General features: G+C 43.0%; 10 protein-coding genes. 5 read left to right on the top strand and 5 right to left on the bottom strand.

Features of this window, described 5'->3' with window-relative positions:
• Window positions 1–465: 465 nt before the first annotated feature.
• Entirely contained in the window at window positions 466–1,275 is an 810-nt protein-coding gene (locus AC0J2X_RS09285) for a hypothetical protein (RefSeq protein WP_101565996.1), read from the top strand.
• Window positions 1,276–1,443: 168 nt separating this feature from the next.
• On the opposite strand, the gene AC0J2X_RS09290 is transcribed toward AC0J2X_RS09285, so the two are convergent.
• Genes AC0J2X_RS09290 through AC0J2X_RS09300 form a run of 3 tightly spaced genes read right to left on the bottom strand, consistent with a single transcriptional unit; the run spans window position 1,444 to window position 5,648 of the window.
• Window positions 1,444–2,955 (bottom strand): TolC family protein, encoded by a 1,512-nt coding sequence (locus tag AC0J2X_RS09290; protein WP_472995965.1) that lies wholly within the window; start codon window positions 2,953–2,955, stop codon window positions 1,444–1,446.
• Window positions 2,868–3,920, bottom strand: coding sequence for an HlyD family secretion protein (locus tag AC0J2X_RS09295; protein ID WP_014977505.1), 1,053 nt, complete (start codon window positions 3,918–3,920; stop codon window positions 2,868–2,870). The genes AC0J2X_RS09290 and AC0J2X_RS09295 overlap by 88 nt, the downstream gene beginning before the upstream one ends.
• A complete protein-coding gene (locus tag AC0J2X_RS09300; RefSeq protein ID WP_472995966.1) occupies window positions 3,921–5,648 on the bottom strand; it encodes an ABC transporter transmembrane domain-containing protein in 1,728 nt (575 codons plus the stop codon). It abuts the gene before it with no gap.
• 198 nt (window positions 5,649–5,846) lie between these two features.
• On the opposite strand from AC0J2X_RS09300, the gene AC0J2X_RS09305 reads away from it, so the two are divergent.
• Window positions 5,847–6,737, top strand: a complete 891-nt coding sequence (locus tag AC0J2X_RS09305; RefSeq protein ID WP_342318029.1) for a LysR family transcriptional regulator — start codon at window positions 5,847–5,849, stop codon at window positions 6,735–6,737.
• Between the two features lie 47 nt (window positions 6,738–6,784).
• Here AC0J2X_RS09305 and AC0J2X_RS09310 read toward each other — a convergent pair whose 3' ends face one another.
• Entirely contained in the window at window positions 6,785–7,459 is a 675-nt protein-coding gene (locus AC0J2X_RS09310) for a YkgJ family cysteine cluster protein (RefSeq protein ID WP_342318028.1), read from the bottom strand.
• 443 nt (window positions 7,460–7,902) lie between these two features.
• Here AC0J2X_RS09310 and AC0J2X_RS09315 point away from each other — a divergent pair, with 443 nt between their 5' ends.
• Entirely contained in the window at window positions 7,903–8,133 is a 231-nt protein-coding gene (locus tag AC0J2X_RS09315) for a type II toxin-antitoxin system Phd/YefM family antitoxin (protein ID WP_156078875.1), read from the top strand.
• On the top strand, window positions 8,133–8,519 hold the full coding sequence (locus tag AC0J2X_RS09320) for a type II toxin-antitoxin system VapC family toxin (RefSeq protein WP_342318027.1): 387 nt from the start codon (window positions 8,133–8,135) through the stop codon (window positions 8,517–8,519). The genes AC0J2X_RS09315 and AC0J2X_RS09320 overlap by 1 nt, the downstream gene beginning before the upstream one ends.
• Window positions 8,520–8,595: 76 nt before the next feature.
• Here the strand turns inward: AC0J2X_RS09320 and AC0J2X_RS09325 are convergent, their stop codons facing one another.
• Window positions 8,596–10,968, bottom strand: a complete 2,373-nt coding sequence (locus AC0J2X_RS09325; RefSeq protein ID WP_342318026.1) for an Ig-like domain-containing protein — start codon at window positions 10,966–10,968, stop codon at window positions 8,596–8,598.
• Window positions 10,969–11,182: 214 nt separating this feature from the next.
• Between AC0J2X_RS09325 and AC0J2X_RS09330 the strand changes: the two genes are divergently transcribed.
• Complete coding sequence (locus AC0J2X_RS09330) at window positions 11,183–12,589, top strand: mannose-1-phosphate guanylyltransferase/mannose-6-phosphate isomerase (protein ID WP_472995967.1); 1,407 nt, start codon at window positions 11,183–11,185, stop codon at window positions 12,587–12,589.
• Window positions 12,590–12,602: the final 13 nt, after the last annotated feature.

Here is a 12,602-nt window from a genome sequence, read left to right on the forward strand (position 1 = left end):
TTTTGAAAATTTATTTTCTGAAGCGTTTCTTCTAAACTCCCGTCTTTACTGGCCTATAAAGGTAGTAGAGACTTACTTCAGAAGGCTTGCTGTTTTGCTTTTCCCCCGAAGCGGATGCGCATTTTAGGGAAATGAGCGCTCACGTCAACACTTATTTTGAAAAAGTTGAAAAAACTGAACTAACCGTCTATTTTTCGCTCAAATGTGATAATTAGTAGACAATATGGACTAATTACTAATAGGATAGGAATTCAGATCCTATAAAGTAGTAGTTCTTAAAGTAGTATTTGATCCTGCCGTTATTATATTAATGCTTAATATTAGCGATAGATATTAAGGCTTGCGTAAAGGAATACGTATAAGAATGTATATAAGCGTAAATGACCTATGCTTTGTGTTCTTTATAAATGTATTAATACTGGTGGTGTCAGAAATTGACTACGCAATAATTATAAAGGTGGGTTTATGTTACGAACTCTTACACTGCTGTCTGCGGCAATACTAGCAACTCATGTTAGTCATACAGCAATGGCACAAGAAGTATCCTCAAATGATGCTGTTCAGCCACCCGCGTCAGCGAATATAGAAAGTGCTGACGAGTCAAATCATTTTCAAACCGCCTTCTTAAGACGTCAAGTAAACCAAACTATGTCGGTTGGCCGAGCAATCAGTTCGATCGCTGGTCATTATCCGCAAGAGATTGTGTCTATTGTGGATATTGCTTTAGATACCTATCCAGACAAATACAGAGAGATCATTTTTGCTGCTATCTCTGCACAACCTGCGTCTACTGAAGAGATTGTACAGCTGGCTATTGAGAAAGAAGTAAGTAGCTGCCCTAACATTGTTCAGTTAGCGATAAAAGCAGAGCCGACTTATGTCGACTTTGTTGTGCAGGCTGCTGCGGTTTCAACACCTGAAGAGCTAGATGAGATTGTACGCGTTGCCGTGCTTACTCAACCTGACGCAGCAGACAGTATTGTTCAGACATTATCGCAAGAACATCCAAATAAGATTGTCGATATCATGACAAGCGCATTGAATGCTGTTCCTTTTGTTGGTGAGTATGTAGTGGATGCGCTTCTGGCCGTGTTTCCTAACGAAGCAGAAACGGTAGTTGAAACGGCAGTGAGAGAGTCTGCGCAGCAGCGTGAACAAGTAATGCGTATTTTAAATACTGCGCAACACGCGGGTGTATCTCAGGATAAGTTAAAAGAATACGCTATGTCTGCCGGACTAAGCGAAGACGACTTTAATAGTGCACTGGGCAATTAACCCCCTACTAATTGATTTTAAAAAAAACGGCGTATTGATTTACTCAATACGCCGTTTTTGTTTATAGCTGTACTAGTATCTTCAACCCTTACCTGCTTTTTAACAACAAGCAGCAAGCGATAGCAATCAAGCCTACTTCACAATTAAACTTGATGTTTTCAAAAGAGCTCAGTTGTTAAAGGAATGCAACATAGCGGCTTCTTTATAAAGGGTTAGTTCTGCCTTTAGTAAGTCCACTTTCGCTTTTATCTCTTTTATTTGGGCCTTAATTTCATTTTGTGCGCGGGCATTTAACACGAACATATCACTGTCACCTGCATCGAAACGTGTTTTTTCTACTTTAGAAAGGGTTTTCGCTAGCGCCGCATTTTCACTTTGAAGAGCAACAATGTCTTTCGCCTGCCCCCAATAAACTAGCGCTTGTTCAAAACGCTGAGTTATCGCTTGCTCAGTAGAGGTTAGCTTGTGCTCTAGCTCTCTTTGCTTTGACTGTAATTGGGCTTGTTCAGCTTTCGCCTTCCTGTTTCCTAAAGGGTAGGAAAACGACAGACCTACTTTTGTTTCGGTACCGTCTAAATTTGACGGACCAGAACCTATATCTCTTGCAACCGATGCTTTTAAATCTAACTTCGGCAATAACGCGTTACTAGCCAGCGCAGCCTTGTTATTTACCACCTGCTGTTCTAATTTCATCACATCAAGTTCAGGGTGATTACGAAGGGCATTGCGAAGAGTCATAAGCTGACCGTTACCAACCCAGAAAGGCCAGTTGATATCTTTCGGCGGGTTCGCTTCATCTACTATCAACATATCTCCCTTAGGTGAACGCCAATAAAAAGAAAGCATTTGAGCATGTGCGTCTCGCTTTTGCTTAAGCTCGGCAAGCAAAAGGCGCTGTTGCAAAATGTTGGCTTTAAATTCTGTCAGCACAACATTGGCTAAATCTCCCTTCTGTACGCGGGTCACCAACGCTCTTTCACGTTCTGTTGCGGTGTTTAGCAACTCTGTAACGGCATTAACCTGCAATGCGCTTTCGTACCACGCAACATATTCACTAATCCCCTTGTAAACAAAGTCATTAATTAAACTTGTCGCTAACGCTTGCCATTGTGAAGTCGCTAGCCCTGCATTGGCTAACTCCGTTCTACGCTTATCCAGTTCTCTATTTTTAAGTAGAGAGATGGCAATGCCCACACTTGCCTCGCCGCCAGACAAGGTTTCGTAATCGGCTTCGTACACCGGGAAATCACCGTCCGATATACGGTACTCGGTATAAACTGAGCCATTAAAGTCTTCGAACGGATTAGAAAAGCGCTGCGTTAAATTAGTACCATCGTAATATCCGCTAACGCGGCTACTGGTTTTCTGCTCTATAAACGGATCAAAACTGCTTCTTGCTATTTCTAACTCGGCTGCAGCTTGATAGTTTCCTTCATTTATCGCCCTAACGTAGGGATGATAGTTCACCATACTCTGGATAAGTGCATCGATTGATGGTGCTTGCCTAGTATTTTTGTTTTGCGCTGCTGCATCAGAAACATGAGTGCTAATAACCGCAACCGTTGCAAGCACTGCTAATGTAAACCTTCGAATTACCATATTGATGCCCCAGCCCCCTTGGCTCCACCGGTAGTAGGCTCTTGCGTTGGCAATGGCGGGAAGTTGTTCAACTGTCGCCACATCTCGTAACCTAGACGCACCTCTTCTAATAACACCCACGCTTTAACCCGGCTTCCCAAACGCGCAGAACTTTCTGCTGGCCAAGGAATATCAGACTCGTCAGGTCTAATCCACACGTTAAAATCGCCAGTAGCATTAGCAACAGGCTCTACATACACTACTTCACCACCAAAGGTACCTATTGCACTACCCGGCCATCCGCTAAACTGAAAAACAGGCCAGCCATCAAACTGCAAACGCGCCTTTGCACCAGGCTTAACCAGCGGTGCGTCTAACCCTCTCACGGTAACGCGAACGCTGCGTTTCGCATCTGCTGGAATAAACTGCCCAAGAATATCACCCGACTTTACGAACGTTGACACACCGCCTGATAGCAACCGAACAACCGTACCATCAACGGGTGCATATTTAGTTTGCGTCGACTGACGAGATAAAATCATGCTTACTTCATTAATTTCCGAAACAGAGGCGGCAGCTTTTGCTCGCAGTTCCTGCACTTTTATCTCGGCCTGTTCTACTTCTTTGCGTGAAACCAGCCCTTGCTCTTGCAGAGACTGTTGACGCGCCAGGTTGTTCTCAGCATTTCTTACTGCTGTTTCATTAGCTTGATTCTTTAAGTTCGCTGCTGAAAGCTGAGATCGCAGCTTCTCAAGTCGCTGCGCATCAATATCGATTAACGTAACGATTGGCTCGCCGGCTTTTATTTGTTGACCTTCCCTTACGTGCCACTGCTTTACTTGTCCATCAACTAACGCATTTATCGGTTGGGTTCTGTCTTTAGGATCGAGCGAGTCGACCATACCGGTGCCATAAGCCGTTTGGATCCATGGTGTGAAATACAAAATTAATCCAGCTGCCAACACCAAGAAGATGATAACTCCGGTAATTACACGATGAAGCTTTGGCACTTTCAATGAAGGCAATGAAGTGATGTTGTCTAAAAAGCGACGTTCTGCGTGATTCACTTACTCACCCTCCTTATTGTTCTTTGAAGCCGTGTTGCTCTCACTTGCGTTAGCAGCACTAATCGGTGACTCACCATTTGAATACTCATTTAACATTGCCGTTGCGTTATCGTGCAGATGCAACACACCTTCGAAACAATCTGGCAGTGGCATATTGGTAAAATACATGACGGTAAAATCATATTTACTTAAGCGTCGCAGAAGTCGCGCCCTCAACTCTACCGGTATTGCGTCGAAGTGCTGATTCAAAATGAGCAGCTTTGGTTTACCAATGATTGCGGCGGCAAGTTTAAGCAACAAAAACTCCAATGGCTGCAGCGGTGCCCCTAATACGGATACTTTAGTCTGCAAACCCTCTGGTAAACTATCTATCACTTTGGTCATTTCTACTTCCTCAAGCGCAGCGCGAATATCCGCGATGGTTGCCTGAGGATGTGCCAATTTTAAGTAGCGCTCTACAGAAACTTCGATAATTAAAGAACGATCTAGAATGGTAACGGCCTGCCGTAACTCATGGGTGTCGTAATCGTTTAGACTAAGTTCTCCTAACAAGATGTCGCCCGATTTAACGCGGTCATATTGCTTCAACAATCCTAGCAGCTGCTTCTGTACCCAACTTTTATCAGTAGTAACAAAATACTTAGTGCCAGGTTCGAAGATAACATTGAGGTGGCACGCATCATTACCATGTTTAAGTTCAACATCGTTAAACACCAATTTAGAAGAAGCTGGTATATGTTCCGACGTATTGAGCTCTTCCTGCGGCATGTCAAGAGCGCCACCCAGCTTCTCGGCAGCGCCATATAACTCATAGTAAAGTTTTAAATATTGGGTAAAGCGAGACAGCCCAAAGAAAACAGCAGACATCACAAGCTCAGCAGCCACTAGCTGACCGATAGAAAGCTCGCCTTGTACAACCAGAACACCACCGATACCAAGTAGCGAAGCACTCGCCACGGCATACATCAATAGAAACATAACCACCTGCGAAAAGGTGTAGTGAAAGTGGCTTTTGTGCTTTTTCACATAGTTACTGATATAACCTTCGGTGCTGCGCCCTGCGTATTCAACATGATCAGCTGACTTAAAGAATTCGTGAGCAATTGCAATATCGTGTAGCCACTTTGCAGAATCGTATTTCGCGTTAGACAATTCAATAGCCGTGCGCTTAGCACCACGCCCCCAAATTTTCCAAACCGCATACATGGTAAGTAAAAGCACCACATTAAACGCGAAAAGCGCTGGGTGGTAGAATGATACTAGTGTGAAACCTACCAGCATCTGTAGTACAAGCGCGAAACCATCAATCATTAAAGACGGCATATTCTTTTGAAAAGTCATTATGTCGAAGTAGCGCTGTGTAATGCTAACGTTTTGTCGACCTTCAAAAAAACTGTGGGGCGCGAGAATAGTTTTTAACCCTAAGTCTGCGGTGAGTCGAGCGTACACTTTACGCTCGTAGAACTCCATCACTCGCATACGAAGCGCGCTAAATACGCCAGATATAAATAAAGTAAGAAATAGAATGACGGCCAATATGATAACTGCCCGAGTTGAACCGATATTGGCGATACTGTTAATCAGCGTTTGAACCGCTATAGGTACCGCAAGGGTCATTAAACTTATTGCTACGCCGTATGCGATAGCAACCCAAAAAAAGCCAGCCTCTGGTTTCAATAGCGAAAATAAGGTCTTTCGCGTTTTACGTAAATCAATTGGTTTAGCCATAGTTATGTCTTCAATTATACCGCTAGCTTAAAAATCAGTGACGCGCCGTTTTTAATCGTACAAAAACAACGCTAGATAGTGTATTGCAATAGTTAGTTAGAATAAATCTGTTATATTCTTAATAGTTCATCGAAAAAAATGGGGTCAGAGTACATTTCTTGCCCCTAATACCTTAATAGTCGAGTAGCTTGTTAAAGTATGCATCACCTAAACTACCATCATTTATATTATTTCTATCTTGTTGCCCGTGAGGGTAGCATTGCGAAAGCCGCTAAATTACTCCACGTTACCCCGCAAACCGTAAGCGGGCAACTAAGCACCTTCGAAAATCAGCTAGGTTATTCTCTCTTTGATAGAATAAATAAGCGCCTATACCTGAACGCGCGAGGTAAAGTAAGTTATCAGTATGCCAGCGAAATATTTCATAAAGGCAATCAACTAGCTGAAATACTTAACAATAGCGATGAAGTGAATACGAAAGAATTTGTGATAGGTATTACTAATGGTATTCCAAAAGTGCTTTTTTACGACTTTGTGCATGCCACCATGCGTAGGTTTTCACAGGTTAAATACGTGATAAAAGAGGATAGCTTCGACGGTCTGTTGAAAGAGCTCGCCATTAACGCCATCGATTTCATTCTAGCAGACAGAGGCATAGCCCCTGGTACACAAATAAGCGCCAATAGTTTTTTCTTGGGCGAAAGTTCGTTGAGCTTCTTTGCTAGAGCACCGCTTACTGAAGAACAGACTTTTCCAGAGTGTTTAAATCAAATGCCGTTGCTAATTCAGGGTAATACTTCAGGAATACGGCAAGCACTTACAAGTTGGCTTGAGACAGAACAGCTGTACCCCAAAGTTGTAGCTGAATTTGACGATACTGCTTTGCTTAAGCTTTTTGGCAGCGAAGACTTCGGTGTTTTCTGCGCACCATCGGCAATTTCAAAGCACGTAGAAGAGCAATATGACGTGCACTGTATTGGTAACGCAAGCACACTAAATGAGAGATACTATGCCATTACTGGCAAAAGCCGTGCTGACTACACTATTAGTGAGGCAATCGTAGAAGCCGCTCGCGGAATTCTAACGTAGTGCACTTAATGGTGGAGGTCAGAGTACATTTTCTGCCCCCACTTAATTTAAGCAGCAACACCACCATCTATATCTTGAGCATAAAAACTCAGTGTTAGAATTTTTTCTAACACAAAACGTAGTGCGTCATTTATAGGCATAAGCCTTTCCCCCAATTCATAATCTAATTGAGCAAGTTTTTGTCTGCCTTCTGCGATCATTGGCGGCTTTGTCGATGTAACTCGAACCTCACTATTTGCGGCAATATCATCCACTAATCGCTTTTCTAAGATATCTAAATGCTGAGGCTGTATAGCAATCAGCGCGGCCGCATACTTCTCTGGTACAGCTTGCTTAATTGGTTTACACACCGAAAGTGTGGCTTCGCCAGATTTGGTTTTATAACCTGCTGCACCGAACATACGGCAAATGCCAGGTCGGTATTCGTAAATTCCGCAGTAGCCTTCTTTACCGTCCAAACTTAAGCGTTGATATTGTTTACAGGCGAAGCCGCTGTAGCTGTCTAGCTCGTCAAACGCCTGTTCAGCCCGTCCTGTATCAAACAGATGAAGTGCTAAAGGCAGCATCTCCAATGGCGACACTTCAATGTCGGGGTTATTGCAACATGCACCACATTTCTCAACACAGTTTAGTGACTGGCTAGATTGATATGCACTGAATTCTTGGGAAAGAGATTGGTAAACATCCATCACTTGACTGGACAGCTCACGCAGCCTATTCATAACGACTCCGCTAATAAAAGCAAACTAAAACAAATACATGATCATGCTGGTGTAATGTAATAGGTAGCATGAACTCAACATTCTGATTATTGATTTTGGTAACCAAATTGACAGATCGTACTGGAGGAAGAAATGTACTCTGACCCCAATATTTTAAAGCATGCTTCTTCCCCGCCGGGTGTGCGTAAGCTTGAGGCTTAATGGCAGGGGTTGAATTGGTGCGGATTCTATTTTGGATTTTGGGATTTGGGAAGTTTTTTGTGAATGATCTTTAATGCTCAAGGGGACCGTAGCATTGACACGGTAGGTATTTGCTTTGGCTGCTTGTCAGGTTTTAGAGTTACAAGCGTTAGATATGAACTGAGTAGAAGACGCGATTGCAACTGTTGCTTTTTCAAACTATTATTATAGCTAAGTTTAGCTAAGCCCATAAGGAATTCTAAATGCAAGCCAATATGCATGAAGCAAAAAGCAAGTTATCCCAGCTCGTCGAACGGGCAGAGGCCGGTGAAGAAGTAGTTATTGCCAAGTCGGGAAAACCAGCAGTGAAGCTAGTGCCGTATAAAACAGCAAAAAAACGAACTTTTGGGCAATTCAAAGGCCAAGTTCATGCTACTGAAGACTTCGACTCAAAAGAGGTTAACGAAGATATAGCAAATATGTTCGGTTTGTAATGAAAAGAATCTTACTAGATACCCACGTTTTAGTTTGGTGGATGAGTGGAGATGAGCAATTAGGTCATAACGCTCAAAAGCATATCTCTAATACTGAAAACGACATTTATATCAGCGCCGCGTCTGTTTGGGAAATGTCGATAAAGCAGCAATTGGGAAAACTTACGGCACCAGATGATATTGAGTCGGTTATCGAAGAGTTAGGTTTTAGTGCCTTACCTATCAATTTATTTCACGGCCAGCAAGCGGGGAGGTTGCCAATGCACCACCGCGATCCATTTGACAGAATGCTGATTGCTCAAGCTCAAGCTGAAGGATTGCAAATACTAACGAAAGATGAACACTTTCCCGCTTACGGGGTTAGATTGATTAACGCTTTAAAGTGATGGTTGTGTCGGTGTTTCCGGTAACTGAAAAGCGTTGGCGCTAGCTTTAATGCACTAGCGCCATTACTTCACTGAACTATCGAGCTATCAACTCCGAAGAAAACGACAGAGCAATGCCAGCTGGGCTTTCAGGCGCGCTTAAACTACCTACGTCTGTATTTTCCCAAAATTCAGGATATTGTTCTTCAAGGTTCAATTTAAAGGTGAAACTCAAACGAGGGAGTATGTTGAAAACAAAATCGTCAGAATCAGTATACTCATCATTATAAGCAACCTTATTAGCCTGCATTTCAAGTATTGTAACAACACCTTCTTGCTTTGAGCCCAGTAATTTCCAAGTGTATTCTCTGTTGAAAGTAAACGCGTTACTTTCGCGTAACCCAATGATGTTGACCTCGTTGTCGTCTGCGGTCCATTGGAAGTTATAAAGTTCACGATCTCCTACAAAGTATGGCTCTTCCATATGGGAATAAATTCTCCCAGCCGTACCGTCCGCGTAAAAGTAATAAGCAAATAAGTCATCGGGTAACGGTACACCGTCTACGAAAAGTGCTTCATTGTAAGAAGACATCCAAACATTAGGTAATGAGCTCTCTATGCTGAAGTCTTCGGCCAACTCATAGTCTATGGCGTGCATATCGCCAGTGTATTTAATCGCTACGCCATCATTGTCAAATTCATAAAGCGCCAGCACGAAATTATTCTGCGCTTTAAAGGGCGTAACTGTGAAAGACATATCTTCCAATTCAATGTCTATAACACCATCATTTAGCTGCCATGTTCCTTGCACATCAAAAACAAGAGACGTAAAGGTATTATCATCTTTAAATGTGAACTGGTCGTTCAAAATACCAACTTCAGTACGCTCATCTTCATTTAAGTAGTCTTTGTCATACGTATAACTTCCCTGATAAGCAAATACCCAAGGTGATGCAAGCAGGTCTTCCTCGGTTACGGTAAACGTAGATGCTGTGGTGTCGGTGTACTTAACGTCGCTGGTAGTTTCGTAGGTGGTAGTAAAAGTTGGTTTATCTTGTATGTCATCCATCGGTGTGATGGAAAGCTCAGTGGTAGTTGTTAACACAGCAAGTGCGTGACCGCCGGATTGTGTTAGCAATTCTATACGCTCGCCCACTGTGGTTCGCTCTGTTTTCCAATACTCAATGCCATATTCATGAACATAACTAAGAATCTCCGAAGCTGTTTCTTCATCAAATCGATCATAGATTTCTTCGTCAAGAAACACAAAATAAGCTATGAGTGATTCATCAAGCTCATCAATAACTAAGTTTCCGTCTACAACACTCCAGTTAAATTCATCTGAATAAATATTAAATGCATTTTCCGCAGACGTTTTTGCGCCGCTACCGTCCGCGTTGAACGTATACGCTGTCATGCCCTTGCCAGCTTGCTGCTCTGAATGGTAGTAAGTCGCAAAAACCGCACCCGCAATGTCGGCATTTACGAAATTTTGCTGTAACGATTCATCTTCGAGAGTTTCTGCTCGGGCAGCATTAATTGCTTCCACATAAGCCTCGTCATAAGTACCGTCTTCGTTTAACAGTCCCATGCTATCAACATACTTTCGGATGGTGCTTAGCGCATCGACTAGGCTTCCAGTAAAAAACGACAAGGTGCTCATACTTTCAGGAACCGAGAACTCGCTATTATCAGCAAGAACTTTTATGAAGCTGGCCAATCCTAAAACCTTTTCGAAGTCCACTTCACTTGCAAACGTATCGAAGCTTCCCTCGCCGCCGTTCTCTTTATACTCCGAATAGAGTACATCCAAAGCCGTACTTAAATGAGTTATTTTGCCTGCAGGAAATAGATCGCTGTTAAGTTCATCGGTATTATTTTCGATGCTAAGGTTACGCATCGTAGTGAAGTCACCGACTCGCGATGATAGCGTTACATGGGCTTGTTCTTCCGTGCCCACTGCATTAAGAATTAAATCGCCGGGCGCAGCACTTACAGTAATAGGAAGCGTGAATCGACCATCCGCGCCGGCCTGCACGGAAGCAATTACATTTCCACCTGCATCGAGCGCGCTCACCTCTGCATTCGCTAAAGGCGCATCGGTTGCAATACTCGAAATAGAAACAGACTGTTGATTCGTGATTGTAATCGTTGAACTTACTGTGTTTTCACCGTCAGTTACATCGTATGAAAAACTGACTTCGCCCATCGCCAACGCTGTAGGTGTGTACACTATCTCATTATTGATGATAGCGGCTTCACCGACATCTGGCACTCCAACTGCCGATATAGTTAAAGCATCGCCGTCAGGATCGGCATCATTCGCAAGTGCATCAATAGATACTGCGTCACCATTGAGTGTAACCGCGGAGTCAGCGACCAGCACTGGTAGTTGGTTGTTGTCGTCGGAACCGCCACAGGCAGCAAGAAGAGTTGAACTAACGGCAATAGCAATAATGCTTTTGTTCATTTTGAACGTCCTTGTATTTAGAGTAATTTACTATGAGACTTCGAATTTATCTGGCTGAATATAACCTATTGTTAAGCAATAATTAAGATAACTAGTAGAAAATTAAATGCTCTTTTTTTTGGCTAACGATTAAAGCCACGTCGAAATATTTTTATCTCGCCCATAACTCAGTATACTGGATGCATAAAATGTATTTGAAAACTAGGGAATTCAAATGAAGCCAGTCATTCTTGCAGGTGGTACCGGAAGCCGCTTATGGCCAAAGTCTCGCGCCGCTTTACCAAAACAGTTCCTGTCTCTTACTTCTGACAAAACGATGATTCAAGACACTGTACTGAGACTCAATGGCATAGAGTCTTTGCCACCTTCTATTATCTGTAACGAAGAGCATCGTTTTCTTGTTGCCGAGCAAATGCGACAAATAAGTGTCGATAACAGCGACATTCTTTTAGAGCCAGTTGGTCGCAATACCGCTCCTGCTATTGCACTTGCTGCATTTCAAGCTTGCGAAAACGGGGATGATCCTGTTCTTTTGGTATTAGCCGCCGATCACTTAATAAAAGATAGCGATACGTTTCGTACCAAAATTAAAGAAGCCCAGGCTCTAGCTGAACAAGATAAGTTAGTTACTTTCGGTATTGTCCCCACTCAGCCTCATACTGGTTACGGCTATATAAAAGCCGGAAACAAGCTGAATATTGGCTTCGATGTAAGTGAATTTGTTGAAAAGCCAGATATGCCTACCGCAACACAATACGTAAGTTCAGGTGAGTATTTTTGGAATAGCGGCATGTTTATGTTTAAAGCCAGTGCATTTTTAAAGGCGCTGGAAGTGCACGCACCTGACATATATTCGGTATGTAAAAAGGCGATTGAAAAAACCGAAAAAGATCTCGACTTTGTTCGTGTAGACAAAGACATTTTTGCTTCATGCCCAAGTGATTCTATCGATTATGCAGTGATGGAAAAAACTTCCGAAGCTGCGATGGTAACACTAGATGCAGGTTGGTCTGATGTAGGCAGTTGGTCGTCTCTCTGGGAGACGGGAGAGAAGGACGCGAATGGCAATGTAACTACTGGCGACACCTTATTAGAAGGCACCACCAACAGCTATGTGAACGCCGAGCACAGCTTGGTTGCAGTTATTGGTCTGGAAGACGTGGTTGTAGTTGAAACCAAAGATGCTGTTATGGTGGCGAATAAGAAAAACGCAGAACACATCAAAACCGTTGTGAACCGTTTGAAAGCTGAAAAGCGCCCTGAATTTGAGTTTCACCGCGAAGTTTACAGACCTTGGGGAAGTTACGATTCAATAGACAATGGTGGACGCTTTAAAGTTAAGCGTATTACCGTGAAGCCAGGTGAAAAACTATCAGTTCAAATGCATCATCATAGAGCTGAACACTGGGTTGTAGTATCAGGTACAGCTAATGTGACAATAGGCGATGAAACGCAAATGCTAACGGAGAATGAGTCTGTTTATATTCCTATTGGGGCGGTTCATGCATTAGAAAACCCAGGAAAGATTCCACTAGAACTAATTGAAGTACAATCTGGAGCTTACCTAGGGGAAGACGATATCGTTCGTTTCTCAGATAGATATGGGCGTTCTGATATATAAACGCAGTGTAAGG

The organism is Alteromonas sp. R7, assembly GCF_055755235.1.